Source organism: Enterobacter sp. MG-EB028, from assembly GCF_056673305.1.
The window spans coordinates 4,621,451-4,648,287 of record NZ_CP195079.1 but is presented as its reverse complement, the minus strand read 5'-3'; the positions used below and the strand labels follow the sequence as shown (position 1 = coordinate 4,648,287).

Below are 26,837 nucleotides of genomic sequence, written 5' to 3'. Positions count from 1 at the left end.
GATGCAGTTCTCTAAAATGCATGGCCTTGGCAACGATTTTATGGTCGTCGACGCGGTAACGCAGAATGTGTTTTTCTCCCCGGAGCTGATCCGTCGACTGGCGGATCGGCACGTGGGCGTGGGGTTCGATCAGCTGCTGGTGGTTGAGCCGCCCTACGATCCCGACCTCGATTTCCACTACCGTATTTTTAACGCGGACGGTAGCGAGGTTAACCAGTGCGGCAACGGCGCGCGCTGTTTTGCCCGCTTTGTCCGCCTGAAAGGGCTGACCAACAAGCGCGATATTCGGGTCAGCACCGCCAACGGCCGCATGGTGCTCAGCGTCACTGACGACGAACTGGTGCGCGTGAATATGGGCGAGCCTAATTTCGAGCCTTCCGCCGTGCCGTTTCGCGCAAACAAAGCGGAAAAGACCTATATTATGCGTGCGGCCGAGCAGACAGTATTGTGCGGCGTCGTTTCGATGGGTAACCCGCACTGCGTGATTCAGGTGGATGACGTGGAAACTGCGGCGGTCGAAACGCTCGGTCCGGTGCTGGAAAGCCACGAGCGGTTCCCGGAGCGCGCGAACATCGGCTTTATGCAGGTGGTGAAGCGTGAGCACATCCGCCTGCGGGTGTACGAGCGCGGCGCGGGCGAGACTCAGGCCTGCGGAAGCGGTGCCTGTGCGGCCGTCGCCGTCGGGATCTCTCAGGGGTTACTGGCAGAAGAGGTTCGCGTGGAATTACCGGGCGGTCGGCTTGATATCGCGTGGAAAGGACCGGGTCATCCACTGTATATGACGGGCCCGGCGACACATGTTTATGACGGGTTTATCCATCTATGAAACAACCAGGGGAAGAACTGCAGGAAACAGTGACGGAACTGGACGACAGCGCTGTTGTTGATTATCTGCTGAACAATCCTGAGTTTTTTATTCGCAATGCGCGCGTCGTTGAACAGATGCGCGTGCCGCATCCGGTTCGCGGGACCGTGTCGCTGGTCGAATGGCACATGGCGCGCTCGCGCAACCACATCAATCAGCTTGAAGAGAACATGACGCTGCTGATGGAGCAGGCCAGCACCAACGAAAGCCTGTTCTATCGTCTGCTGCATCTTCAGGCGCGTCTGGCGTCGGCGCACAGCCTTGACGAGTTCCTCAGCCGCTTCCACCGCTGGGCCCGGGAGTTGGGGTTGGCAGGCGCAACGATTCGTCTGTTCCCTGACCGCTGGCGCATTGGCGCACCGTCGGGATTCACCCATCTGGCGCTCAGCCGTCAGGCGTTTGAGCCGCTGCGCATTCAGCGCCTGGGCCATGCGCACCACTATCTGGGGCCGCTTAACGGGCCAGAGCTGCTGGTGGTGTTACCGGAAGCCAAAGCGATTGGCTCGGTGGCAATGTCGCTGATGGGGCGCGATGGTGACCTGGGGGTAATATTATTTACCAGCCGCGACGCGCACCACTACGAGCAGGGGCAAGCCACGCACCTGCTGCAGGAGATCGCCCTGATGCTGCCCGAGCTGCTGGAGCGCTGGATTGAACGCGTATGACGGACGGACTGCTCGCCACTGACGTCTCGCGCTTTCTGCGCTATCTGGGCGTTGAGCGTCAGCTCAGCCCTGTCACGCTGCTCAACTATCAGCGTCAGCTTGATGCCATCATGCAGATTGCCGACGAAATCGGCCTGAAAAGCTGGCAACAATGTGATGCTGCCACGGTACGCGGGTTCGTCGTGCGTAGCCGAAAAAAAAATCTCAGTCCGGCAAGCCTGGCGCTACGGCTCTCCGCGCTGCGCAGTTTCTTCGACTGGCTGGTCAGCCAGGGCGGCCTGAAAGCCAACCCGGCGAAAGGGATCGCCACGCCGAAAGCTCCGCGCCATCTGCCGAAAAATATCGACGTCGACGACGTAAACCGCCTGCTGGATATCGATCTTAACGATCCGCTCGCCGTGCGCGACCGCGCGATGCTGGAGGTGATGTACGGCGCAGGCCTGCGTCTGTCTGAACTCGTTAACCTCGACTTAAAGCATCTCGATCTCGACACCGGCGAAGTGTGGGTGATGGGCAAGGGCAGCAAAGAGCGCCGCCTGCCGATTGGCCGCAATGCGGTCTCCTGGATTGAGCACTGGCTGGATCTGCGCGGCCTGTTTGGCGCGGAAGAAGATGCGCTGTTTTTATCGAAGCTCGGCAAGCGGATCTCGGCGCGTAATGTGCAGAAGCGCTTTGCGGAGTGGGGCATTAAGCAGGGGCTGAACAGCCACGTTCACCCGCACAAGCTGCGCCACTCCTTTGCGACACACATGCTGGAATCGAGCGGCGATCTGCGCGGCGTGCAGGAACTGCTTGGCCACGCGAATCTGTCGACCACTCAAATCTACACCCACTTAGACTTCCAACACCTTGCCTCGGTGTATGACGCGGCGCATCCACGCGCCAAACGGGGGAAATAATGCGTTTTTACCGCCCACTAGGTCAGATCTCAGCCCTGACGTTTGACCTTGATGACACCCTTTATGACAACCGCGAGGTGATCCTGCGTACCGAGCAGGAGTCGCTGGCGTTTGTACAGAACTACCACCCCGCGCTGAAAGCGATGCAGAACAAGGATTTCCAGAGGCTGCGCCAGTCCCTGCGGGAGACCGAACCGGACATTTACCATGATGTGACCGAATGGCGTCGCCGTGCGGTTGAGCAGGCGATGCTCAACGCTGGCCTGAGCGCGCAGGATGCGGCCATCGGTGCTGAAGCGGCAATGGAAAACTTCGCCAAATGGCGCAGCCGTATCGACGTGCCGCAGGAGACCCACGACACGCTGGCGACGCTTGCCGAAAAGTGGCCGCTGGTGGCCATTACCAACGGTAATGCCCAGCCGGAGCTGTTTGGCCTCAGCGATTACTTTGAGTTCGTGCTGCGCGCGGGTCCGCACGGGCGCGCGAAGCCGTTCAGTGACATGTACCATCTGGCGGCAGATAAACTTAACCTGCCGCTGGGTGAGATCCTGCACGTGGGGGATGACCTGACCACGGACGTGGCCGGCGCCATCCGCTGCGGGATGCAGGCCTGCTGGATCAGGCCAGAAAATGCGGAGCTGATGACCGCAACCGACAGCCGTCTTCTGCCGCACGTGGAAATTTCGCGGTTGGCATCCCTCACGACGCTGATATAATCACCAGTAATATTGTATAAATTACCAGGGGTTTGCAGTTGTAGGCCCGGTAAGCGAAGCGCCACCGGGCGCTTTGCTGTGTTCCTGAAGACTATGTGACGGTGCCAATGGACGTTTCTTACCTGCTCGACAGCCTTAATGACAAACAGCGTGACGCGGTTGCCGCCTCGCGCACCAACCTGCTGGTTCTGGCTGGGGCGGGCAGTGGTAAGACGCGCGTGCTGGTTCACCGCATCGCCTGGCTGCAGAGCGTGGAGAACTGCTCGCCGTACTCCATCATGGCGGTCACGTTTACCAACAAGGCGGCGGCGGAGATGCGCCACCGCATCGCCCAACTGATGGGCACCAGCCAGGGCGGCATGTGGGTTGGTACCTTCCACGGCCTGGCGCACCGCCTGCTGCGCGCGCACCATATGGACGCCAATCTGCCGCAGGATTTCCAGATCCTCGACAGCGAAGATCAGCTCCGTCTGCTGAAGCGCCTGATCAAGGCGATGAATCTCGACGAGAAGCAGTGGCCGCCGCGTCAGGCGATGTGGTACATCAACGGCCAGAAGGACGAGGGGCTGCGCCCGCACCACATTCAGAGCTTCGGCAACCCGGTCGAGCAGACCTGGCAGAACGTCTACAAGGCCTACCAGGAAGCGTGCGATCGCGCCGGCCTGGTGGATTTCGCCGAGCTGCTGCTGCGCGCCCACGAGCTGTGGCTCAACAAGCCGCACATCCTGCAGCACTACCGCGAACGCTTCACCAATATCCTGGTGGACGAATTCCAGGATACCAACAACATCCAGTACGCGTGGATCCGCCTGCTGGCGGGGGATACCGGCAAGGTGATGATCGTGGGCGATGACGACCAGTCGATCTACGGCTGGCGCGGGGCGCAGGTGGAGAACATCCAGCGCTTCCTCAACGATTTCCCCGGCGCGGAAACCATTCGTCTGGAGCAGAACTACCGCTCAACCAGCAACATCCTGAGCGCGGCCAACGCCCTGATTGAGAATAATAACGGGCGTCTGGGGAAAAAGCTGTGGACCGACGGCGTCGACGGCGAACCGATTTCGATTTACTGCGCCTTCAACGAGCTCGACGAAGCCCGGTTCGTGGTGAACCGCATCAAAACCTGGCAGGACAACGGCGGCGCGCTGGAGCAGTGCGCTATTCTCTACCGCAGCAACGCCCAGTCGCGCGTGCTGGAAGAGGCGCTGCTGCAGGTGAGCATGCCTTACCGCATTTACGGCGGCATGCGCTTCTTCGAGCGTCAGGAAATCAAAGATGCGCTCTCATACCTGCGCCTGATCGCTAACCGCAACGACGACGCGGCGTTTGAGCGCGTCGTCAATACGCCGACGCGCGGCATTGGCGACCGTACGCTGGACGTAGTGCGTCAGGCCTCGCGCGATCGCCAGCTGACGCTGTGGCAGGCGTGCCGCGAGCTGCTCCAGAAAAAAGCCCTCGCTGGACGTGCCGCCAGCGCATTGCAGCGCTTCCTGGAATTAATTGATGCCCTGGCGCAGGAAACCGCCGACATGCCGCTGCACGTGCAGACCGACCGGGTGATTAAAGACTCCGGCCTGCGCACCATGTACGAGCAGGAAAAAGGCGAGAAGGGCCAGACCCGTATTGAGAACTTAGAGGAACTGGTCACGGCAACGCGCCAGTTCAGCTATAACGAAGAAGACGAAGATCTGATGCCGCTGCAGGCGTTCCTCTCCCACGCTGCGCTGGAGGCGGGCGAAGGGCAGGCTGACACCTGGCAGGATGCGGTTCAGCTGATGACCCTGCACTCCGCCAAAGGTCTGGAGTTCCCGCAGGTGTTCATCGTCGGGATGGAAGAAGGAATGTTCCCGAGCCAGATGTCGCTGGATGAAGGCGGGCGTCTGGAAGAGGAACGTCGACTGGCCTACGTGGGCGTGACGCGTGCGATGCAAAAGCTAACGCTAACCTACGCGGAAACCCGCCGCCTGTACGGTAAAGAGGTCTATCACCGTCCGTCGCGCTTTATCGGCGAACTGCCGGAGGAGTGCGTGGAGGAGGTGCGTCTGCGCGCCAGCATCAGCCGCCCGGTTAGCCATCCGCGCATGGGGTCGCCGATCTCTGAAACCGACACCGGTTATAAGCTTGGCCAGCGCGTGCGCCATTCGAAGTTTGGCGAAGGCACCATTGTGAATCTGGAAGGCAGCGGCGAGCACAGCCGCCTGCAGGTCGCGTTCCAGGGGCAGGGGATTAAATGGCTGGTGGCGGCCTATGCGAAGCTGGAAACAGTCTAACATTCAGAAAAATATCATTATTTTGTAATAATCTGCTAGCCTTATACGTTGAAGGTCAATTAATGCCCTTCAGCGTTCCGTTGCGTGTTGACGCCACAGTTATAGCTGGCGTAACATGCGCGCACGATTACGCTAAGAGGACATTCGCCTTGGACACACCCAGTAGATACTGGCTCAATTCCCTGTCATCCAGGAACAACTCCTAAGGCTATCTCCTCTTGCTGATGGCCTTAGTGGTTGTCAGCGACTGCATTATTCCCGTCGCGCTGAGTCAGGCTGTTTAATGGTCTGAAACCCAATTTGTTTCTGTGTGCCCACCGAACTGTCCGATATTTTTTGCATTGGGAGTCCCGGTCATGTTGAGCGCATTTCAACTCGAAAATAACCGACTGACTCGGCTTGAAGCCGAAGAGTCACAGCCCCTCATTGATGCCGTATGGGTGGATCTGGTCGAGCCGGACGACGATGAGCGCCTTCGCGTACAATCTGAGCTGGGGCAAAGCCTGGCAACCCGCCCGGAACTGGAAGACATCGAAGCCTCCGCGCGTTTCTTTGAAGATGAAGACGGCCTGCACATTCACTCCTTCTTCTTCTTTGAAGATGCAGAAGACCACGCGGGTAACTCCACCGTGGCGTTTACCATTCGCGACGGTCGTCTGTTCACTCTGCGCGAGCGTGAGCTGCCGGCATTTCGCCTCTACCGCATGCGCGCCCGCAGCCAGGCGATGGTGGACGGTAATGCTTACGAGCTGCTGCTCGATCTGTTCGAGACCAAAATTGAACAGCTGGCGGACGAAATTGAAAACATCTACAGCGATCTGGAAAAGCTGAGCCGCGTGATCATGGAAGGCCATCAGGGCGATGAGTACGATGAAGCGTTGTCAACGCTGGCAGAGCTGGAGGATATCGGCTGGAAGGTGCGTTTGTGTCTGATGGATACCCAGCGCGCGCTGAACTTCCTGGTGCGCAAGGCGCGTCTGCCGGGCGGTCAGCTGGAGCAGGCGCGTGAGATCTTACGCGATATCGAATCCCTGCTGCCGCACAACGAATCCCTGTTCCAGAAGGTGAACTTCCTGATGCAGGCGGCGATGGGCTTTATCAACATCGAGCAGAACCGCATCATTAAGATCTTCTCGGTGGTGTCCGTGGTGTTCCTGCCGCCGACGCTGGTGGCGTCCAGCTATGGGATGAACTTTGAGTTTATGCCTGAGCTGAAGTGGAGCTTTGGCTACCCGGGGGCGATTATCTTCATGATCCTCGCCGGGCTGGCGCCGTATCTCTACTTTAAGCGTCGTAACTGGCTGTAAAATTTGGCGGGTAGCGCTGCGCTTACCCGCCCTACGATCGAATTCCCTCTCCCTGTGGGAGAGGGTTAGGGTGAGGGCAACATCACAGCCCTTTGCGCGCCCTGCGCTGGGTATAAATCGCATCCGCGACAAAAATCGCCAGTGCCACCCAGATAAAGGCGAACGTCACCTTCTTATCCGCACCCGGCACTTCGCCGTAAAACACCACCGCCAGCAGGAACATCAGCGTCGGGCCAATGTACTGGAAGAAGCCCAGCGTGGAGAGACGCAGGCGCGTCGCCGCACCGGTAAAGCACAGCAGCGGAATGGTGGTCACCACACCCGCCGCCATCAGCATTAGGTTCAGCGACCACGTGTTGCTGCCCATATGGCTGGTGGGGCTGTCGGCGATACCGAAGAGATAAATCGCCGCCACCGGCAGTAGCCACAGGGTTTCAAACAGCATCCCGGTTTGGGCTTCCACCGCAATCTTCTTACGAACCAGGCCGTAGAAGGCAAAGCTGAACGCCAGACCGAGGGCGATAACTGGCAGCGAGCCAAACGTCCAGAGCTGCACCAGCACGCCGCAGAAGGCCAGAATCACCGCCACCCACTGCATCCGGCGGAAGCGCTCACCGAGGAAAATCATCCCCAGCACGATGTTCACCAGCGGGTTAATAAAATAACCGAGGCTTGCTTCAAGCATGTGGTGGTTATTCACCGCCCAGATAAACAGCAGCCAGTTTCCGCCAATCAGCACCGCAGAGAGCGCCAGCAGGAGGACCTTTTTCGGGGTTTTGAGCAGCGTTTTAACACCGGACCACTGACGGCTGATGCTCATCAGCGCGATCATAAAGAAGAACGACCAGATGACGCGATGAGTGAGGATCTCATCGGCCGGTACATAGGCGATAAATTTGAAGTACGCCGGGGCGATACCCCAAATAAAATAAGCGGCAAGGGCGAGTAAAACGCCCTGCCGCGTCTGTTTAGCATCCATCGGGAAAATCCGTTACAAAAAAGTGAATCAATTTTACCCGATTTTGCCGCCTCAACCCACCATATAAGTAGCGGTTGCGCTGGCGATATACACCTGTTCTTCGTTGTGTAATTCAACACGCGCCACGGCAACTTTATTCCCCGCGCGCAGCAGGCTGCTGGTACAGGTGAAGCGATTTCCGCGGCCCGGGCGAAGATAGTCGACGCGCAGATCGATAGTGCCCATGCGCGCCAGACGCTGGCGGAGTTCGTCTTCATTGATGGTGTCATGACGGGTCAGCGTACTGCCCACGCAGACCAGGCCTGCCGCCACGTCCAGCGCGGAAGCAATCACCCCGCCGTGCAAAATACTTTGCGCCCAGTTACCCACCATCATCGGCTGGTTGTTGAAGCTCAGCTGGGCAAACTCTTTCTCGTAACGCTCCAGCTCCAGTCCCAGCGCACGGTTAAACGGCATATGGTAAACAAAAATCTCGCCCACGAGTTTTAACACTTCTTCGGCGGTAAGCATGGCTGACATGAGGCATTACATCCTTATTGTTAATGAAATGTTGATTTTATGCCTCAGCAATAAGGAATTCCACTTTCAGAAACGAGGATGCAGCAGTTATCGCAGAAGTCTGTAGAATGTTCGCCTCATAACTATTCAGGTAATTTTACTCTTTGCAGGAGAACACCACCGATGCGGACGTATCTGGCCTGGTTACTGGCGGCGGTTGCGCTGCCCCTCACAGCATATGCGCAGGAAGCGACGATTAAAGAAGTCCATGATAAGCCTGCCGTTAAGGGCAGCATTATCGCCAATATGCTTCAGGAGCATGACAACCCGTTCACGCTCTACCCGTATGACACGAACTACGTGATTTATACCCAGACCAGCGATCTCAACAAAGAGGCGATAAGCTCTTATAACTGGTCTGATAATGCGCGTAAGGATGAGGTGAAGTTCCAGCTCAGCCTCGCGTTCCCGTTCTGGCGCGGTATTCTGGGGCCGAACTCGGTGCTCGGTGCCTCTTACACGCAGAAATCCTGGTGGCAGCTCTCTAACAGCGGCGAATCCTCACCGTTCCGTGAAACCAACTATGAGCCGCAGCTCTTCCTCGGCTTCGCAACGGATTATGAATTCGCTGGCTGGACGCTGCGTGACGTTGAGGTCGGTTTTAATCACGACTCTAACGGCCGGTCTGACCCTACTTCACGCAGCTGGAACCGTGCCTATACGCGCCTGATGGCGCAGAACGGCAACTGGATGGTGGAAGTGAAGCCGTGGTACGTGGTCGGTAGCACGGATGATAACCCGGACATTACCAAATATATGGGCTACTACCAGCTCAAAGTCGGCTACCAGCTAGGCGAAGCCGTGCTGAGCGCGAAAGGCCAGTACAACTGGAACACCGGCTACGGCGGTGCTGAAGTGGGCTTAAGCTATCCGGTGACGAAGCACGTGCGTCTCTATACCCAAGTGTATAGCGGCTATGGCGAGTCGCTGATCGACTACAACTTTAACCAGACTCGCGTTGGCGTAGGCGTAATGCTGAACGATATTCTCTAGGCTGCTCGAATGTTTTTGCGTTAAACGTTGAAGTTTCTCTCTCAGGCGCTGAAAATAGCGCCTGTTTTATTTTTCGCAAATGGGGTTAACGTGGCGCAGGCGGAAGTATTGAATCAGGAGTCGCTGGCTAAACAGGTTTTGCATGAAACCTTTGGCTACCAGCAGTTCCGCCCCGGCCAGGAAACCATCATTGAAACCGTGCTGGAAGGCCGGGACTGTCTGGTAGTAATGCCGACTGGCGGCGGTAAATCTCTCTGCTATCAGGTGCCCGCGCTGGTGCTGAACGGCCTGACGGTCGTGGTATCGCCTCTCATTTCCCTGATGAAAGACCAGGTGGACCAGCTGCTCGCCAACGGCGTGGCGGCGGCCTGTCTGAACTCGACGCAAACCCGCGAGCAGCAGCAAGAGGTCATGGCCGGGTGCCGCACCGGGCAGATTCGCCTGCTGTATATCGCGCCAGAGCGCCTGATGCTGGATAACTTCCTCGATCACCTGGCGCACTGGAACCCGGTCCTGCTGGCGGTCGATGAAGCGCACTGTATCTCCCAGTGGGGACACGATTTCCGCCCGGAATACGCCGCTCTCGGCCAGTTGCGTAAGCGCTTCCCCGAGCTGCCGTTTATGGCGCTTACCGCCACGGCAGATGACACCACGCGTCTGGATATCGTTCGCCTGCTGGGGCTGAACGACCCGTATATTCAGGTCAGCAGCTTCGACCGCCCTAACATCCGCTATATGCTGATGGAAAAGTTCAAGCCGCTGGATCAGCTCCTGCGCTACGTGCAGGAGCAGCGCGGCAAGTCCGGCATCATCTACTGCAACAGCCGTGCTAAGGTGGAAGACACCGCCGCGCGTCTGCAAAACCGCGGCTTTAGCGCCGCTGCTTACCATGCCGGGTTAGAGAACCACATCCGCGCCGACGTGCAGGAGAAATTCCAGCGCGATGACCTGCAAATCGTCGTCGCGACGGTGGCATTTGGGATGGGCATCAACAAGCCGAACGTGCGCTTTGTGGTGCACTTCGACATCCCCCGCAATATCGAATCCTACTATCAGGAAACCGGCCGCGCCGGGCGTGACGGTCTGCCGGCGGAAGCGATGCTGTTTTACGATCCGGCCGATATGGCGTGGCTGCGCCGCTGTCTGGAAGAGAAGCCACAGGGGCAGCTCCAGGACATCGAGCGCCACAAGCTCAACGCGATGGGCGCCTTCGCTGAAGCGCAAACCTGCCGCCGTCTGGTGCTGCTCAACTACTTTGGTGAAGGGCGACAGGAGCCGTGTGGCAACTGCGATATCTGTCTCGATCCGCCGAAGCAGTACGATGGCCTGATGGACGCGCGCAAAGCGCTCTCGACCATTTACCGCGTGAATCAACGCTTCGGGATGGGCTACGTGGTAGAAGTGCTGCGCGGTGCCAATAACCAGCGTATCCGCGACATGGGCCACGACAAGCTGCCGGTTTACGGCATCGGTAAAGACCAGAGCCACGAACACTGGGTCAGCATTATTCGTCAGCTGATCCACCTAGGCTTTGCCACGCAGAACATTGCCCAGCACTCCGCCCTGCAGCTGACCGAAGCGGCGCGTCCGGTACTGCGCGGTGATGTTGAACTCAAGCTCGCCGTGCCGCGCGTGGTCGCCCTCAAGCCTCGCGTGATGCAGAAATCCTACGGCGGTAACTACGACCGCAAGCTGTTCGCCAAATTGCGCAAGCTGCGTAAGGCTATCGCCGACGAAGAAAACATCCCGCCTTACGTGGTGTTCAACGACGCGACGCTGATCGAGATGGCCGAGCAGATGCCGCTTAGCGCCAGTGAAATGCTCAGCGTCAACGGCGTCGGCACGCGCAAGCTGGAGCGCTTTGGTAAAGAGTTTATGGCGCTCATCCGTTCACACGTTGATGGTGATGATGAGGAGTAGTCAGCCGGGCGAAAAAGTGCCAGGATGATGACTCACTAAATTATTTCCCCGCGAGCTAATTATGTTAATGCTATTTCTCACCGTGGCGTTAGTGCACATCGTTGCGCTGATGAGCCCCGGCCCTGACTTTTTCTTCGTGTCGCAAACGGCCGTCAGCCGCTCCCGCAAAGAAGCGATGATGGGCGTGCTCGGTATCACCATGGGCGTTATGATCTGGGCGGCGGTCGCGCTGCTCGGTCTGAACCTGATCCTGGCGAAGATGGCCTGGCTGCATAACATCATTATGGTTGGCGGCGGGCTGTACCTGTGCTGGATGGGCTACCAGATGCTGCGCGGGGCGCTGAAGAAAGAAGAGCAAAAACCGCAAGAACCAAAAGTAGAGCTGGCAACGGGCGGACGCAGCTTTGTAAAAGGGCTGCTGACCAACCTGGCGAACCCGAAAGCGATTATCTATTTCGGCTCCGTGTTCTCGTTGTTTGTCGGCGATAGCGTTGGCGCGGGCGCACGCTGGGGCATCTTCCTGCTGATCGTCGTTGAAACCTTTGCCTGGTTTACCATTGTGGCCAGCCTGTTCGCCTTACCGGCGATGCGCCGCGGCTACCAGCGTATCGCGAAGTGGATCGACGGCTTCGCCGGCGCGCTGTTCGCCGGCTTCGGCATTCATCTCATCATTTCTCGCTAAGCATGACGCGCTGACGCGAGCAGCGCGCCAACCAGCATAAACAGCGAGCCAAAAACTTTATTCAGGGCCTTCATCTGCTTAGGCCCTTTAATCCACGCCGCAATTCGCTGCGCCAGCGTCGCGTAACCAATCATCACGATGATATCGACAATAATCGTGGTCGCACCCAGCACCACGTACTGCATCACCTGGGGCTGATGCGGCACGATAAACTGCGGAAACAGGGCGGCGAGGAAAACGATGCTCTTCGGGTTGGTCAGGTTAACGAACACCGCGCGCTTAAACAGATGGCCGCGGTTTTGCGTCTGAGCGAGCGTATTCAGGTTAATGGAGCCTGCCGCACGCCACTGTTGGATACCGAGCCAAATCAGATACGCTGCCCCGGCCCATTTCAGCACTTCAAAGGCCAGCACGGAGCGGGAGAACAGGGTCCCCAGACCAATCCCGACCAGCACAATATGAATGCCCAGCCCGGTCTGCAAACCGGCAATCGACGCCGCCGCACCGCGATAGCCGTGGTTGATGGAGGTGGTCATGGTGTTAATGGCGCCAGAGCCGGGTGAAAGGCTGAGGATTATGGATGTCAGCAGATAGGCGAACCACCACTCGAAGGTCATTTGAAACTCCCGAACCGTCTATTTTTATGCCACAATACGCTATTGTTGAGTCATTTTGTGACCAGTGACGAAAAAAAACGATATTCCCTGGATTACGTGAGTGGAAACCCAATGTTTCAGCAGAAAAAGGACTGGGAAACACGAGAAAACGCATTTGCTGCTTTCTCAATGGGGCCGCTGACCGATTTCTGGCGGCAGCGCGAGGAAGACGAGTTTACCGGCGTCGGGGGCATCCCGGTGCGCTTCGTTCGTTTCCGCAATGAAAAAAATGACCGGGTGATCGTGGTCTGCCCTGGGCGTATCGAAAGCTACGTTAAATATGCCGAACTGGCCTACGATCTGGTCCATATGGGTTTTGATGTGCTGATCATCGACCACCGTGGGCAGGGGCTGTCCGGGCGTATGCTGCCCGACACGCACCGTGGGCACGTGGATCGCTTCAGCGATTACGTCGACGATTTTGCCGCATTCTGGCAGCAGGAATTGCAGCCCGGCCCCTGGCGCAAGCGGTATATCCTTGCCCACTCCATGGGCGGTGCCATTTCGACGCTGTTTTTGCAGCGGTATGAGCACCAGTGCGACGCCATTGCGCTTACCGCGCCGATGTACGGTATCGTTATTCGCTTCCCTGACTGGATGGTGCGCCATCTACTCGACTGGGCTGAGGGCCATCAGCGCATTCGTGAAGGCTATGCCATCGGAACCGGACGCTGGCGCGCATTGCCGTTCGCCATCAACGTCTTGACCCACAGTCGGCAGCGCTATCGCCGCAACCTGCGCTTTTATGCCGATGAACCGCGCTTGCGCGTCGGCGGCCCGACCTGGCACTGGGTGCGGGAGGGTATTCTGGCTGGTGAGCAGGTGCTGGCGGGCGTAGGCGATGATGACACGCCGACGCTTCTGATTCAGGCGGAAGAAGAGCGTGTGGTGGATAACCGCATGCATGACCGCTATTGTGAACTGCGCGCTGCGGCGGGGCACCCCTGCGAAGGGGGTAAACCGCTGGTCATCAACGGCGCGTTCCATGAGATCCTTTTTGAAAAGGACGCTATGCGCTCAGTCGCGCTTAACGCCATTGTTGAATTTTTCAACAGGCATAATTGATTATTGTTTTCCACCAGAGGTTGAAATCCCTATGTACCAGGTTGTTGCATCTGATTTAGATGGCACACTGCTTTCCCCCGACCACACCCTGTCGCCTTACGCGAAAGAGACCTTAAAGCTTCTGACCGCCCGTGGTGTGAACTTTGTGTTTGCCACCGGCCGCCACCACGTGGACGTGGGGCAGATCCGCGATAACCTTGAGATCAAGTCGTACATGATCACCTCCAACGGTGCGCGCGTGCATGATACCGACGGCAACCTGATCTTTACGCACAACCTGGATCGCGATATTGCCGCCGATCTGTTCGGCGTGGTGCATAACAACCCGGCTATCGTCACTAACGTTTACCGCGACGACGAATGGTTCATGAATCGCCACCGCCCGGATGAAATGCGTTTCTTCAGGGAAGCGGTATTCAACTACTCCCTTTATGAGCCGGGTTTGCTGGATCCAGAGGGGATCAGCAAGGTGTTCTTCACCTGCGACAGCCACGAAGAGCTGCTGCCGCTGGAACAGGCGATCAACGCCCGATGGGGCGATCGCGTCAACGTGAGCTTCTCCACCGTGACCTGTCTGGAAGTAATGGCCGGGGGCGTCTCAAAAGGCCACGCGCTCGAAGCCGTCGCGAAACGACTGGGCTTTGAGCTGAAGGACTGTATCGCCTTCGGCGACGGCATGAACGACGCCGAGATGCTTTCGATGGCAGGCAAGGGCTGCATTATGGAAAACGCACACCAGCGTCTGAAAGATTTGCACCCGGAGCTGGAAGTGATCGGCACCAACGCAGACAACGCGGTACCGAAGTATCTGCGCAAGCTTTTCCTTGAATAATCTTCATTTGGTTGTTTATTGCTCAGTTGTCAACTAAAGAGTTCGCTACAATGCCTCTCCTTCTTTCTGAGAGACAAGCATTGTGGCGCTACTCATTATCACCACTATCCTGTGGGCCTTCTCCTTTAGCCTGATTGGCGAATACCTTGCCGGTTCGGTCGACAGCTACTTCTCGGTGCTGATGCGCGTGGGGCTGGCGGCGCTGGTATTCCTGCCGTTCCTGCGCACGCGCGGGCAATCGCTGAAAACCATTTTGCTCTACATGCTGGTGGGCGCGATGCAGCTCGGCATCATGTATCTGTTTAGCTTCCGGGCTTACGTCTACTTGTCCGTCTCTGAATTCTTGCTCTTTACCGTGCTGACGCCGCTCTATATCACGCTGATTTACGACCTGCTCAGCAGACGCCGTCTGCGCTGGGGATACCTGCTGAGCGCCGCGCTGGCGGTGGTCGGTGCGGCGATAATTCGCTATGACAAAGTAAGCGATCACTTCTGGACCGGGCTGATGTTCGTCCAGCTCGCCAATATCAGCTTTGCTATCGGCATGGTAGGCTACAAACGCCTGATGGAAACCCGCCCTATGCCGCAGCACAACGCGTTTGCGTGGTTCTATATGGGTGCGGCGATTGTCGCGGTGGCGGCGTGGTTTCTGCTCGGCAACCCGCAAAAGCTGCCGACCACCAACGTGCAGTGGAGCGTTCTGGTCTGGCTGGGCGTGGTGGCGTCAGGGTTGGGGTACTTCATGTGGAACTACGGCGCTACGCAGGTCGACGCCGGGACGCTGGGGATCATGAACAACGTGCATGTGCCAGCGGGGCTGCTGGTGAACCTCGCCATCTGGCAGGAACAGCCGCACTGGCCGAGCTTCCTTATTGGGGGAGCGGTGATCCTGGCTTCGCTGTGGGTCCATCGCCGCTGGGTCGCTCCGCGCTCCGCACAAACGGAAGGTGGTCGCACGCGTGGTTCCGCGCTGAGCGAATAAACGCTTCCGTAACGGGCTGACGCTGCTCTCCGTCGCGCACGGCGGCGTACAGCCGGCTCCACAGTCCTTCTCCCAGGGTTTTGGTGACCACCAGACCCTGGCGTTCAAAACTCTCCACCACCCAGTGCGGCAGCGCCGCAATCCCCATGCTGGCCGCCACCATCTGAATCAACAGCAGGGTGTTATCCACGCTTTTCAGCTGCGGGCTAATGCCTGCTGGCTGCAGGAAGTGGCGCCAGATATCCAGACGACTGCGCTGGACCGGATAAATTAGCAGCGTTTCCGTCGCCAGGTCTTCCGGCGTGATGCGCGTTTTGGCCGCCAGCGGATGGTCCGGCGCCAGCACCAGGCGCACTTCATAATCGAACATCGGTGAATAATGCAGGCCGCTGCGCGGCAGGATGTCGGACGTCATCACCAGATCCAGTTCGCCCTGCTGGAGCGAAGGCTGCGGGTCGAACGTCACGCCGGATTTAAAGTCCATCTCCACCTGCGGCCACTTCTGGCGAAAGTTTTCAAGCGCGGGGGTCAGCCACTGAATACAGCTGTGGCACTCAATGGCGATGCGCAGTTTGGTCTGCTGCGGCTCGTTACACGCCTGCAGCGCGCTGGCGATCTGCGGCAGCACCTGATTCGCCAGCTGAAGAAGAATTTCACCCTGCGGCGTAAAGCGCAGGGGCTGGCTCTTACGCACAAAAAGACGAAATCCGAGGCGTTGTTCCAGATCGCTGAACTGGTGAGAAAGGGCGGACTGGGTCTGGTGCAGCGTGGCCGCAGCCGCCGCGAGCGAACCGCAGTTCCGCAACGCTTGTAGCGTTTTCAGGTGTTTAATCTCGATCATGAAAGTCCTTCACTCCGCCATGAACATTTTGCGCTTGAGGAATATACAGTACCTGCCAATTATAGAAGTGTAAACATCTGGACGTCTAAATAACGAATTTCACAAGGGGCACACCATGACAATCCGCAATCACACTCTCGGTTTCCCTCGCGTTGGCCTGCGTCGCGAGTTGAAAAAAGCGCAAGAAAGCTACTGGGCGGGCAACGCCTCCCGTGAAGAACTACTGGCGGTGGGGCGGGAGCTGCGCGCCCGCCACTGGGATCAGCAAAAACAGGCGGGCATTGACCTGCTGCCGGTGGGCGACTTCGCCTGGTACGACCATGTTCTGACGACCAGCCTGCTGCTTGGCAACGTACCGGCTCGTCATCAGAACAAAGATGGATCGGTGGATATTGATACCCTGTTTCGCATCGGCCGTGGCCGCGCACCAACGGGTGAGCCAGCGGCAGCGGCGGAAATGACCAAGTGGTTTAATACCAACTATCACTATATGGTGCCGGAGTTCGTCAAAGGCCAGCAGTTTAAGCTGACCTGGACGCAGCTTCTGGAGGAGGTGGATGAAGCACTGGCGCTGGGACACCAGGTGAAGCCCGTATTGCTGGGGCCGGTAACCTACCTGTGGCTGGGTAAAGTGAAGGGCGAGCAGTTTGACCGCCTCAGCCTGCTGAACGATATTCTTCCGGTCTATAAGCAGGTGCTGATTGAGCTGGGCAAGCGCGGTATCCAGTGGGTGCAAATCGACGAGCCTGCGCTGGTGCTGGAGCTTCCCCAGGTTTGGCTCGATGCCTTCAAACCGGCGTATGACGCGCTCGCCGGACAGGTAAAACTCCTGCTCACGACCTATTTCGAAGGCGTGACGCCGAACCTGAAGACCATTACCGCGCTGCCGGTTCAGGGCCTTCACGTTGACCTGGTTCACGGTAAGGACGATGTGGTGGAACTGCACAAGCGCCTGCCCGCAGACTGGCTGCTCTCCGCCGGTCTGGTCAACGGCCGTAACGTCTGGCGCGCCGATCTGACCGAAAAATACGCACAGATTAAAGACATCGTCGGCAAACGTGAGCTGTGGGTTGCATCCTCTTGCTCGCTGCTGCACAGCCCAATCGATCTCAGCGTGGAGACCCGCCTCGACCCTGAAGTGAAAAGCTGGTTTGCCTTCGCCCTGCAAAAATGCGAAGAGCTAACACTGCTGCGCGACGCGCTGAACAGCGGCGACACGGCGGCGATCACCGAGTGGAGCGCTCCGATCCAGGCGCGTCGTCACTCGTCCCGCGTGCACAACCCGGCGGTGGAAAAACGTCTGGCGGCCATCACCGCCCAGGACAGCCAGCGCCAGAGCCCGTATGAGGTACGTGCCGAAGCCCAGCGCGCCCGCTTCAACCTTCCCGCGTGGCCGACCACGACGATCGGCTCCTTCCCACAGACTACGGAGATCCGCGGCCTGCGTCTGGACTTCAAAAAGGGCAATCTGGATGCGAACCACTACCGCACCGGCATCGCGGAACACATCAAGCAGGCGATTATCGAGCAGGAGCGCCTGGGGCTGGACGTGCTGGTGCACGGCGAAGCCGAGCGTAACGATATGGTGGAATACTTCGGTGAACACCTGGACGGCTTCGTCTTTACCCAAAACGGCTGGGTGCAGAGCTACGGCTCCCGCTGCGTGAAGCCGCCGGTGGTCATCGGTGACGTCAGCCGTCCGGAACCGATCACGGTTGAGTGGGCGAAGTACGCGCAGTCCCTGACCGACAAGCCGGTGAAAGGCATGCTCACCGGCCCGGTTACCATTCTCTGCTGGTCGTTCCCGCGTGAAGACGTGACCCGCGAGACCATTGCCAAACAGATTGCGCTGGCGCTGCGTGATGAAGTGGCGGATCTGGAAGCGGCGGGGATTGGCATCATCCAGATTGACGAACCGGCGCTGCGCGAGGGTTTACCGCTGCGCCGCAGCGACTGGGATGCTTACCTGCAGTGGGGCGTGGAAGCGTTCCGCATCAACGCTGCGGTGGCTAAGGACGATACCCAGATCCACACCCACATGTGTTACTGCGAATTTAACGACATCATGGATTCGATTGCCGCGCTGGACGCTGACGTGATCACCATCGAGACCTCGCGTTCAGACATGGAGCTGCTGGAGTCGTTTGAAGAGTTCGACTATCCGAATGAAATCGGGCCGGGCGTGTACGACATTCATTCTCCGAACGTCCCGAGCGTGGAGTGGATTGAAGCCCTGCTGAAAAAAGCGGCCCAGCGCATCCCTGCAGAGCGCCTGTGGGTGAACCCGGACTGCGGACTGAAAACGCGCGGCTGGCCAGAGACGCGCGCGGCGCTCGCCAACATGGTGAAGGCGGCGCAGAATTTGCGTCAGGCGTAGGTGCTGGATTGCCCGGTAAGGCGTAGCCGCCACCGGGCTTTTTTGTTATTACGCCTTCTTACCGCCGTACTGGCTAAACCACGCCAGCATCCGCTGCCAGCCATCTTTAGCCGATTCAGCGTGATAGCTCGGACGATAATCCGCGTTAAACGCATGCCCGGCATCCGGATACACCACGATCTCCGCCTTCGCATTGGCCGCACGGAGCGCATGGCGCATGGTCTCTACCGAATCCAGCGAAATACCAGTGTCCTGTCCACCGTAAAGCCCTAACACGGGGGCATTTAACTCGGTGGCGATATCGACGGGATGTTTCGGTGAATTCAGCGTTTTTTCACCCACCAGTTTGCCGTACCAGGCGACAGCGGCTTTGAGCTGCGGGTTATGCGCGGCATACAGCCAGCTAATGCGTCCGCCCCAGCAGAAACCGGTGACCAGCAGACGATGCGGATCGCCGCCGTTGCGCGCCGCCCAGCTGGCGACGTGATCGAGATCGGCCAGCACCTGCGCGTCCGGGACTTTGCTGACCAGGTTGCTGAGCAATGTTGGAATATCGCTGTAGTCGTTCGGATCGCCCTGACGGAAGTAGAGCTCTGGCGCAACGGCCAGATACCCTTCCAGCGCCAGCCGGCGGCAGAGGTCGCGAATGTGTTCGTGAACACCAAATATCTCCTGAATCACAATCACGATGGGCAGCGGGCCGTCTGCCGATTTTGGCCGTGCGTGATAAGCAGGCATATTCTCCCCCTGCGAGGGAATGGAGGTCTCACCCGCGGTAATTGCCGCTTCTGGCGTCGACACGATGGTTGAAGCATGTGGGGCCGCAGCAGGTGCAAAACCGATTTTTTCAGTCATGGCATTCTCCGTACCAATGAGTTAGCGCAAAGGTAAATATAGACACCAGGTTAACAACTCACAGTGCCTTAAACGGTCTATCTTTTGTGCAGCACCTGGCGATATAACTTGTTAATGTGATGTAAATCACTTTTTTATGGAAATTCAATGTAATCATTTTCATTCATGGTGAGGTGCGTCACGAAAATATGCTTACTGCTTCTGTAAAGTACCGTTTTACTTCTTCTGACTAACCGACCCACAGAGGAGTCACCTATGTCTAAGTCTGATGTTTTTCATCTCGGCCTCACTAAAAACGATTTACAAGGGGCTACGCTCGCTATCGTCCCTGGCGATCCGGAGCGTGTGGAAAAGATCGCCGCGCTGATGGATAAGCCGGTCAAGCTGGCTGCCCATCGTGAATTCACCACCTGGCGCGCAGAGCTGGATGGCAAAGCGGTGATTGTGTGCTCTACCGGTATCGGTGGCCCGTCTACCTCGATTGCGGTTGAAGAGCTGGCGCAACTGGGCATTCGTACTTTCCTGCGTATCGGTACCACCGGCGCTATTCAGCCGCACATCAACGTCGGCGACGTGCTGGTGACGACCGCGTCCGTGCGTCTGGACGGCGCGAGCCTGCACTTTGCGCCGATGGAATTCCCGGCAGTGGCTGATTTCGAGTGCACCACCGCGCTGGTTGAAGCGGCGAAATCCGTGGGCGCAACCACTCACGTGGGCGTAACCGCCTCTTCCGATACCTTCTACCCGGGCCAGGAGCGTTACGACACCTTCTCTGGCCGCGTGGTAAGCCGCTTCAAAGGCTCAATGGAAGAGTGGCAGTCTATGGGCGTGATGAACTACGAAATGGAATCCGCAACGCTGCTGACCATGTGCGCAAGCCAGGGTCTGCGTGCCGGTATGGTGGCGGGCGTTATCGTCAACCGTACCCAGCAGGAGATCCCGAACGCCGAAACCATGAAGCAGACCGAAAGTCATGCGGTGAAAATCGTGGTTGAAGCGGCTCGCCGCCTGATCTAGTTCTCCTCTCTGAGATAAAAGGCCGACGCGTTCGGCCTTTATTTTTTGCGTAGCGCCTCGCAGGAAAACCCTTTCAAACTGGACGTTTATACAGCACAATCTTATTTTGTGCGGGTAATACGTTGATGCAGGGGGCATTGTGGATATCTCAATCCTGATTTATGCGGTGATTGCGCTGGCGGGCGTAGGGATAGGCTGGCTGATTTCCAGTTACCAGCACGCGCAGCAGAAAGCCGAGCAGCTGGCTGAGCGGGAAGAGATCGTCGCCGAGCTTAGCGCGGCAAAACAACAGGTTGCGCTGAGCGACCACTGGCGCGACGAGTGCGAGCTGCTCAATAACGAACTGCGTAACCTGCGTGATATCAATACCTCGCTGGAGGCCGATCTCCGCGAAGTGACTACCCGCCTTGAGTCCACTCAGTTGCACGCCGAAGACAAAATCCGCCAGATGATCAACAGCGAGCAGCGCCTCAGCGAGCAGTTTGAGAACCTCGCTAACCGCATTTTCGAGCACAGCAACCGCCGCGTTGACGAACAGAATCGCCAGAGCCTGAACAGCCTCCTGACGCCGCTGCGCGAACAGCTGGACGGCTTTCGCCGTCAGGTGCAGGACAGCTTTGGTCAGGAAGCCCGCGAGCGCCACACGCTGGCCCATGAGATTCGCAATCTTCAGCAGCTGAATGCGCAGATGGCACAGGAGGCGGTCAACCTGACGCGGGCGCTGAAAGGCGATAACAAAACTCAGGGTAACTGGGGGGAAGTGGTACTTACCCGCGTGCTGGAAGCCTCCGGCCTGCGGGAAGGATATGAATACGAAACGCAGGTAAGTATCGAAAACGACGCCCGCTCGCGCATGCAGCCGGATGTGATTGTGCGGCTGCCACAGGGCAAAGATGTGGTCATTGACGCCAAAATGACGCTGGTGGCTTATGAGCGTTACTTCAATGCCGAAGATGACTACACGCGCGAATCGGCGCTGCAGGAGCACATTGCTTCCGTGCGTAACCATATTCGCCTGCTGGGCAGAAAGGATTATCAGCAGCTGCCGGGGCTGCGCTCGCTGGACTACGTGCTGATGTTTATCCCGGTCGAACCCGCGTTTTTGCTGGCGCTCGACAGACAGCCTGAGCTTATCACTGAAGCGCTGAAAAATAACATTATGCTGGTCAGCCCCACCACGCTGTTAGTGGCCTTGCGGACCATTGCCAACCTGTGGCGCTATGAGCACCAGAGCCGCAATGCCCAGCAGATTGCCGATCGCGCCAGCAAGCTGTACGACAAAATGCGTCTGTTCGTGGACGATATGTCTTCCGTCGGACAAAGCCTGGACCGTGCGCAGGATAACTACCGCCAGGCGATGAAAAAGCTCTCCTCGGGGCGTGGCAACCTGCTTGCGCAGGCTGAAGCATTCCGCAGCCTGGGGGTGGAGGTTAAACGCGAGATTAATCCGGAATTGGTCGAACAGGCGACAGCGCAGGACGAAGAGTTCCGTCTGCGTGAGGGCAGGGATGAACAAAATACCCTCAGCCAGGACAACGATTTAGCGGCAGGTTTATCGCCAGATGAACAGCCGGCGCGTTTCTTTCGCGGTGGTTGAATCGTAGGGCAATTGCGCCCAATCTGTTACACTTCACGAACATTTGACTGATTAGCAGGCTCTGAGATGGTTGACGATTCACAAGACACGACGCACTTTGGCTTTCAGACAGTAGCCAAAGCGCAGAAAGCTGACATGGTGGCCCACGTATTTCATTCCGTGGCGGCGAAGTACGATGTGATGAATGACTTGATGTCGTTCGGCATTCATCGCTTGTGGAAGCGCTTCACCATTGACTGCAGCGGTGTGCGTCGTGGACAAACGGTTCTCGATCTGGCTGGCGGTACGGGCGATCTGACGGCGAAATTCTCCCGTCTGGTGGGTGAAACCGGTCGCGTTGTACTGGCTGATATTAATGACTCCATGCTTAAAATGGGACGCGAAAAGCTGCGTAACATCGGCGTGGTGGGTAACGTGGAATACGTGCAGGCCAACGCCGAAGCGCTGCCGTTCCCGGACAATACCTTTGACTGCATCACTATTTCCTTCGGTCTGCGTAACGTCACCGATAAAGAAAAAGCGCTGCGCTCCATGTACCGCGTGCTGAAGCCGGGTGGACGCCTGCTGGTGCTCGAGTTCTCTAAACCGATTATCGACCCGCTGAGCAAAGCCTACGACGCCTATTCCTTCCACGTGCTGCCGCGTATTGGCGAGCTGGTGGCAAACGACGCGGAAAGCTATCGCTATCTGGCGGAATCAATTCGCATGCACCCGGATCAGGACACCTTAAAAGCCATGATGCAGGATGCAGAATTTGAGAACGTTGAATACTTCAACATGACGGCGGGTGTCGTCGCGCTGCATCGCGGTTACAAATTCTGAGTGGAGGTGTCCCGTGCCCTTTAAACCCTTAGTCACCGCAGGCATCGAGAATGTGCTGAATGCCTTCCTGTATCGCGCTCCGGCGCTGAAAGCCGCACGTCAGCGGCTAAACGGGAAGGTACTGCGCATTGTATTAAAAGAGTTCTCGACGCCGCTCGTGCTGGTCTTCAGCGAACGCCAGCTTGACGTTCTGGGTGAGTGGGAAGGCGAGGCTGATTGCTCGGTCATTACCCATATGAGCGTGCTGCCAAAATTGCGCGATCGCCAGCAATTAACGGCGCTTATCCGCAGCGGTGAGCTGGAAGTAGAAGGTGACATCCAGGTCGTGCAGAACTTTGTTGCGCTCAGCGATCTGGCTGAATTCGATCCGGCAGAGCTGCTGGCGCCTTTTATTGGTGACATCGCCGCTGAAGGGATCGGGAAAGTTATTCATGGCGGCACGGCGTTCCTGCGCAAAAATCTGCAACGTCAACAGCGCTATGCCGCGGAAGTACTGACGGAAGAGTGGCGCATGGCCCCCGGACCGCTGGAAGTGGCGTGGTTTGCGGAAGAGACTGCTGCTGTTGAACGCGCGGTTGATGCGTTAACCAAACGGCTGGAAAAACTGGAGGGCAAATGACGCCTGGTGAAATTCGGCGCCTCTATTTTATCATCCACACCTTTTTGAGTTACGGGCTCGACGAGCTTATCCCCAAAATGCGTATCACGCTGCCGCTCAGAATCTGGCGGCGGACGCTGTTCTGGATGCCAAATCGCCATAAAGGTCAGCCGCTGGGTGAACGCCTGCGTCTGGCGCTGCAGGAGCTCGGCCCGGTATGGATTAAGTTCGGGCAGATGCTCTCAACCCGCCGCGATCTCTTCCCGCCGCACATTGCCGATGAACTGGCGATGCTTCAGGACCGTGTCGCCCCGTTTGATGGGGTGAGAGCGAAGAAACAGATCGAAGAGGCGATGGGAAATCTTCCCGTTGAAGCCTGGTTTGACGATTTCGAAATAGAACCGCTGGCGTCGGCTTCTATCGCTCAGGTGCACACTGCGCGTCTGAAAGAGAACGGTAAAGAGGTGGTGATCAAGGTGATCCGCCCGGATATCCTGCCGATCATCAAAGCCGACATGAAGCTGATTTATCGTCTGGCGCGTTGGGTACCGCGTTTGTTACCTGATGGTCGCCGACTGCGCCCGATGGAAGTGGTGCGGGAGTATGAAAAAACGCTGATTGATGAGCTTAATCTGCTGCGCGAATCGGCAAACGCTATTCAGCTGCGTCGGAACTTTGAAAACAGCCCGATGCTCTATGTGCCTGAAGTCTATTCTGACTACTGCAGCCAAAACATGATGGTCATGGAGCGCATCTACGGTATTCCGGTTTCGGACGTGGTGGCCCTGGAGAAGCAGGGAACGAACATGAAGCTGCTGGCCGAACGTGGCGTTCAGGTCTTCTTTACCCAGGTCTTCCGCGACAGCTTTTTCCACGCGGACATGCACCCGGGTAATATCTTCGTGAGCTACGAGCATCCTGAGGATCCGAAGTACATCGGTATCGACTGTGGGATTGTGGGCTCGCTGAACAAAGAAGATAAACGTTATCTGGCTGAAAACTTCATCGCGTTCTTCAACCGCGACTACCGAAAAGTGGCTGAGCTGCACGTTGATTCCGGCTGGGTTCCGCCGGACACCAACGTCGAAGAGTTCGAGTTTGCGATCCGGACCGTTTGCGAACCAATTTTTGAAAAACCGCTGGCAGAAATCTCCTTTGGCCACGTATTGTTAAACCTGTTCAATACGGCTCGCCGCTTTAATATGGAAGTTCAGCCGCAGTTAGTTTTACTTCAGAAAACATTACTTTACGTTGAAGGTGTAGGTCGACAACTCTATCCTCAGTTAGACTTGTGGAAGACGGCTAAACCTTTCCTGGAATCCTGGATTAAGGATCAGGTTGGCCTTCCGGCGCTGGTTCGGTCTCTTAAAGAGAAAGGCCCGTTCTGGATAGAAAAAATGCCTGAAATTCCTGAGCTGGTTTACGACAGTTTGCGTCAGAGCAAGAATCTTCAGCACAGCATGGATAAAATCGCCCGCGAGCTTCAGTCCAGCCGTGTGCGCCAGGGACAGTCACGCTATCTTTTTGGGATTGGCGCAACGCTGCTGCTGAGCGGTACGCTGCTGCTGATCAACCGTCCTGACTGGCAGATGATGCCCGCCTGGTTGATGGCTGGCGGGGTTGTTGTCTGGCTTGCAGGATGGAGAAAAACGCGCTGAGTTTGCGTCGCCATCGACGGGTCGCATACGTATAATGCGATCTGACCAATTAATCATCTATCCCTGAGGAATATGTATGGGTGGTATCAGTATCTGGCAATTAGTCATTATTGCCGTCATCGTCGTGCTGCTGTTTGGCACCAAAAAGCTCGGTTCTATTGGTTCCGATCTGGGCGCGTCTATCAAAGGCTTCAAGAAAGCGATGAGCGATGATGAGAGCAAGCAGGATAAAACCAGCCAGGACGCTGACTTTACTGCTAAATCCATCTCCGACAAGCAAGAAGATGCCAAAAAGGAAGACGCTAAACGCCACGATAAAGAGCAGGTGTAAGTCGTGTTCGACATTGGTTTTAGTGAGCTGCTGCTGGTCTTTGTGATTGGTCTGATCGTGCTGGGACCGCAGCGTCTGCCGGTTGCGGTAAAAACCGTCGTGGGCTGGGTTCGTGCGCTAAGATCGCTGGCCTCGACCGTTCAGAATGAGCTGGCGCAGGAACTTAAGCTGCAGGAGTTTCAGGAAAGCCTGAAAAAGGTCGAGAAGGCGAGCATGGATAACCTGACGCCGGAACTGAAAGCCTCAATGGATGAACTGCGCGAAGCGGCGGAATCCATGAAGCGCTCTTACAGCGTTAACGATCCTGAAAAAGCGAGCGATGAAGCGAACACTATTCATAACCCGGTGGTGAAGGACAGCGAAGCGCAGCGTGAGGGCGTGACGCCAGCGAGTGCGGAGCACCAGGCCGCAGTGCCTGAGCAAACGCCGCAGGAAACTGAACTGAAAAAACAGGCACAGCCGGAAGAGCCGATAGTAAAAACGGCTGAAGCTAAACCCGCCGCGCCCGTTTCCGAATCATCCCCCTCGTCGAGTGATAAAGCGTAACCATGGCAGTAGATGATACTCAACCGCTTATTACGCACCTTATTGAGCTGCGTAAGCGCCTGTTAAACTGCATTATTGCGGTATTCCTCATATTCCTTTGCCTGGTCTATTTCGCCAACGATATCTATCAGGTGGTCTCTGCGCCGCTGATCAAGCAGATGCCGCTGGGCGCAACGATGATTGCAACAGACGTTGCTTCTCCGTTCTTTACCCCGATTAAGCTGACCTTCTGGGTTTCATTGATTGCCTCTGCTCCGGTCATCCTTTATCAGGTATGGGCGTTTGTTGCGCCGGCACTGTATAAGCACGAACGCAAGCTGGTCATCCCGCTGCTGGTATCCAGTTCGCTGCTGTTCTATATCGGCATGGCGTTTGCCTACTTCGTTGTCTTCCCGCTGGCCTTCGGCTTCCTGACGCACACCGCGCCGGAAGGTGTCCAGGTGTCGACGGATATCGCCAGCTACCTCAGCTTTGTGATGGCGCTGTTTATGGCGTTCGGCGTGGCATTTGAAGTGCCGGTGGCCATTGTGCTGCTTTGTTGGGTTGGGGTAACCACCCCTGATGACCTGCGTAAGAAGCGTCCGTATATCCTGGTAGGCGCCTTCGTAGTCGGCATGCTGCTGACGCCGCCGGACGTCTTCTCGCAAACGCTGCTGGCAATACCGATGTACTGCCTGTTTGAGGTTGGCGTCTTCTTCTCGCGTTTTTACGTGGGTAAAGGACGCCGGTCGGACGATGAAGACGACGCGTCCGAAAAGACCACTGAAGAGTAAAACCAGCCGCCCGTCAGGGCGGTTGTTCTATGG

The 26,837-nt window shown here is 57.3% G+C and carries 27 protein-coding genes; 22 read left to right on the top strand and 5 right to left on the bottom strand.

All coding sequences use genetic code 11. The features are described 5' to 3' along the window. The first annotated feature begins 1 nt into the window (after position 1). The 7 genes from dapF to corA all read left to right on the top strand — a co-directional run bounded on the left by dapF (position 2) and on the right by corA (position 6,722). Positions 2-826: a diaminopimelate epimerase gene (gene dapF, locus ACR42C_RS22015; protein ID WP_061096761.1), complete on the top strand. Its 825-nt coding sequence runs from the start codon at positions 2-4 to the stop codon at positions 824-826. After that, positions 823-1,530, top strand: coding sequence for a DUF484 domain-containing protein (locus tag ACR42C_RS22010; protein ID WP_116343704.1), 708 nt, complete (start codon positions 823-825; stop codon positions 1,528-1,530). Before dapF ends, ACR42C_RS22010 begins: the two co-directional genes overlap by 4 nt. After that, positions 1,527-2,429, top strand: coding sequence for a tyrosine recombinase XerC (gene xerC, locus ACR42C_RS22005; protein WP_116343705.1), 903 nt, complete (start codon positions 1,527-1,529; stop codon positions 2,427-2,429). The genes ACR42C_RS22010 and xerC overlap by 4 nt, the downstream gene beginning before the upstream one ends. Beyond that, positions 2,429-3,145 carry a 5-amino-6-(5-phospho-D-ribitylamino)uracil phosphatase YigB gene (gene yigB / locus ACR42C_RS22000; RefSeq protein WP_163330937.1) on the top strand — a complete coding sequence of 239 codons (717 nt, stop codon included), beginning with the start codon at positions 2,429-2,431 and terminating at the stop codon, positions 3,143-3,145. The genes xerC and yigB overlap by 1 nt, the downstream gene beginning before the upstream one ends. A 107-nt stretch (positions 3,146-3,252) precedes the next feature. Then, entirely contained in the window at positions 3,253-5,415 is a 2,163-nt protein-coding gene (uvrD, locus tag ACR42C_RS21995; protein WP_479984565.1) for a DNA helicase II, read from the top strand. Between the two features lie 149 nt (positions 5,416-5,564). Then, positions 5,565-5,621: a YsgD/CorL family protein gene (gene ysgD, locus ACR42C_RS21990; protein ID WP_212743980.1), complete on the top strand. Its 57-nt coding sequence runs from the start codon at positions 5,565-5,567 to the stop codon at positions 5,619-5,621. 150 nt (positions 5,622-5,771) lie between these two features. Next, positions 5,772-6,722, top strand: a complete 951-nt coding sequence (gene corA / locus ACR42C_RS21985; RefSeq protein WP_008501540.1) for a magnesium/cobalt transporter CorA — start codon at positions 5,772-5,774, stop codon at positions 6,720-6,722. 82 nt (positions 6,723-6,804) lie between these two features. On the opposite strand, the gene rarD is transcribed toward corA, so the two are convergent. Together rarD and yigI are read right to left on the bottom strand one after the other, a co-directional pair. After that, positions 6,805-7,701 carry an EamA family transporter RarD gene (gene rarD, locus ACR42C_RS21980; protein ID WP_479984564.1) on the bottom strand — a complete coding sequence of 299 codons (897 nt, stop codon included), beginning with the start codon at positions 7,699-7,701 and terminating at the stop codon, positions 6,805-6,807. Positions 7,702-7,752: 51 nt separating this feature from the next. After that, positions 7,753-8,220, bottom strand: coding sequence for an acyl-CoA thioesterase YigI (yigI, locus tag ACR42C_RS21975; RefSeq protein ID WP_028014789.1), 468 nt, complete (start codon positions 8,218-8,220; stop codon positions 7,753-7,755). A 162-nt stretch (positions 8,221-8,382) separates the two neighbouring features. On the opposite strand from yigI, the gene pldA reads away from it, so the two are divergent. The 3 genes from pldA to rhtC all read left to right on the top strand — a co-directional run bounded on the left by pldA (position 8,383) and on the right by rhtC (position 11,854). Then, positions 8,383-9,252, top strand: a complete 870-nt coding sequence (gene pldA / locus ACR42C_RS21970) for a phospholipase A (RefSeq protein ID WP_151413035.1) — start codon at positions 8,383-8,385, stop codon at positions 9,250-9,252. Positions 9,253-9,342: 90 nt separating this feature from the next. Continuing rightward, positions 9,343-11,172 carry an ATP-dependent DNA helicase RecQ gene (gene recQ / locus ACR42C_RS21965; RefSeq protein ID WP_316380873.1) on the top strand — a complete coding sequence of 610 codons (1,830 nt, stop codon included), beginning with the start codon at positions 9,343-9,345 and terminating at the stop codon, positions 11,170-11,172. 61 nt (positions 11,173-11,233) lie between these two features. Then, on the top strand, positions 11,234-11,854 hold the full coding sequence (gene rhtC, locus ACR42C_RS21960) for a threonine export protein RhtC (protein ID WP_163330936.1): 621 nt from the start codon (positions 11,234-11,236) through the stop codon (positions 11,852-11,854). Here the strand turns inward: rhtC and rhtB are convergent. Continuing rightward, the gene (gene rhtB, locus ACR42C_RS21955) at positions 11,851-12,471 is read right to left on the bottom strand and encodes a homoserine/homoserine lactone efflux protein (RefSeq protein WP_008501533.1); all 621 of its coding nucleotides are present in this window, start codon (positions 12,469-12,471) and stop codon (positions 11,851-11,853) included. The two genes, rhtC and rhtB, sit on opposite strands and share 4 nt — an antisense overlap. Before the next feature lie 111 nt (positions 12,472-12,582). Here rhtB and pldB point away from each other — a divergent pair, with 111 nt between their 5' ends. The 3 genes from pldB to ACR42C_RS21940 all read left to right on the top strand — a co-directional run bounded on the left by pldB (position 12,583) and on the right by ACR42C_RS21940 (position 15,389). After that, positions 12,583-13,575 carry a lysophospholipase L2 gene (gene pldB / locus ACR42C_RS21950; RefSeq protein WP_116343710.1) on the top strand — a complete coding sequence of 331 codons (993 nt, stop codon included), beginning with the start codon at positions 12,583-12,585 and terminating at the stop codon, positions 13,573-13,575. Between the two features lie 31 nt (positions 13,576-13,606). Beyond that, positions 13,607-14,407, top strand: coding sequence for a sugar/pyridoxal phosphate phosphatase YigL (yigL, locus tag ACR42C_RS21945; protein WP_045336944.1), 801 nt, complete (start codon positions 13,607-13,609; stop codon positions 14,405-14,407). An 82-nt stretch (positions 14,408-14,489) separates the two neighbouring features. Next, on the top strand, positions 14,490-15,389 hold the full coding sequence (locus tag ACR42C_RS21940) for a carboxylate/amino acid/amine transporter (protein ID WP_316380878.1): 900 nt from the start codon (positions 14,490-14,492) through the stop codon (positions 15,387-15,389). On the opposite strand, the gene metR is transcribed toward ACR42C_RS21940, so the two are convergent. Next, positions 15,277-16,230: an HTH-type transcriptional regulator MetR gene (gene metR / locus ACR42C_RS21935; RefSeq protein WP_116343712.1), complete on the bottom strand. Its 954-nt coding sequence runs from the start codon at positions 16,228-16,230 to the stop codon at positions 15,277-15,279. The two genes, ACR42C_RS21940 and metR, sit on opposite strands and share 113 nt — an antisense overlap. A 115-nt stretch (positions 16,231-16,345) precedes the next feature. On the opposite strand from metR, the gene metE reads away from it, so the two are divergent. Continuing rightward, positions 16,346-18,607 (top strand): 5-methyltetrahydropteroyltriglutamate--homocysteine S-methyltransferase, encoded by a 2,262-nt coding sequence (metE, locus tag ACR42C_RS21930; protein ID WP_302220923.1) that lies wholly within the window; start codon positions 16,346-16,348, stop codon positions 18,605-18,607. 48 nt (positions 18,608-18,655) lie between these two features. Here metE and ACR42C_RS21925 read toward each other — a convergent pair whose 3' ends face one another. Further along, complete coding sequence (locus tag ACR42C_RS21925; RefSeq protein ID WP_048976905.1) at positions 18,656-19,462, bottom strand: dienelactone hydrolase family protein; 807 nt, start codon at positions 19,460-19,462, stop codon at positions 18,656-18,658. Between the two features lie 255 nt (positions 19,463-19,717). On the opposite strand from ACR42C_RS21925, the gene udp reads away from it, so the two are divergent. From udp to tatC, 8 genes are all read left to right on the top strand, one after another. Beyond that, positions 19,718-20,479 (top strand): uridine phosphorylase, encoded by a 762-nt coding sequence (udp, locus tag ACR42C_RS21920; RefSeq protein ID WP_003860792.1) that lies wholly within the window; start codon positions 19,718-19,720, stop codon positions 20,477-20,479. Between the two features lie 139 nt (positions 20,480-20,618). Next, positions 20,619-22,076, top strand: a complete 1,458-nt coding sequence (gene rmuC, locus ACR42C_RS21915; protein ID WP_116343714.1) for a DNA recombination protein RmuC — start codon at positions 20,619-20,621, stop codon at positions 22,074-22,076. Positions 22,077-22,142: 66 nt separating this feature from the next. Further along, a complete protein-coding gene (gene ubiE / locus ACR42C_RS21910) occupies positions 22,143-22,898 on the top strand; it encodes a bifunctional demethylmenaquinone methyltransferase/2-methoxy-6-polyprenyl-1,4-benzoquinol methylase UbiE (protein WP_028014779.1) in 756 nt (251 codons plus the stop codon). Between the two features lie 13 nt (positions 22,899-22,911). Beyond that, on the top strand, positions 22,912-23,517 hold the full coding sequence (gene ubiJ, locus ACR42C_RS21905; protein WP_192984995.1) for a ubiquinone biosynthesis protein UbiJ: 606 nt from the start codon (positions 22,912-22,914) through the stop codon (positions 23,515-23,517). Beyond that, positions 23,514-25,154, top strand: coding sequence for a ubiquinone biosynthesis regulatory protein kinase UbiB (gene ubiB, locus ACR42C_RS21900; RefSeq protein WP_080330389.1), 1,641 nt, complete (start codon positions 23,514-23,516; stop codon positions 25,152-25,154). The genes ubiJ and ubiB overlap by 4 nt, the downstream gene beginning before the upstream one ends. Positions 25,155-25,230: 76 nt before the next feature. Then, positions 25,231-25,485 carry a Sec-independent protein translocase subunit TatA gene (tatA, locus tag ACR42C_RS21895; protein ID WP_013099238.1) on the top strand — a complete coding sequence of 85 codons (255 nt, stop codon included), beginning with the start codon at positions 25,231-25,233 and terminating at the stop codon, positions 25,483-25,485. Positions 25,486-25,488: 3 nt separating this feature from the next. Next, a complete protein-coding gene (gene tatB, locus ACR42C_RS21890) occupies positions 25,489-26,031 on the top strand; it encodes a Sec-independent protein translocase protein TatB (RefSeq protein ID WP_320720840.1) in 543 nt (180 codons plus the stop codon). 2 nt (positions 26,032-26,033) lie between these two features. Next, positions 26,034-26,804 carry a Sec-independent protein translocase subunit TatC gene (gene tatC, locus ACR42C_RS21885; protein WP_116343717.1) on the top strand — a complete coding sequence of 257 codons (771 nt, stop codon included), beginning with the start codon at positions 26,034-26,036 and terminating at the stop codon, positions 26,802-26,804. Positions 26,805-26,837: the final 33 nt, after the last annotated feature.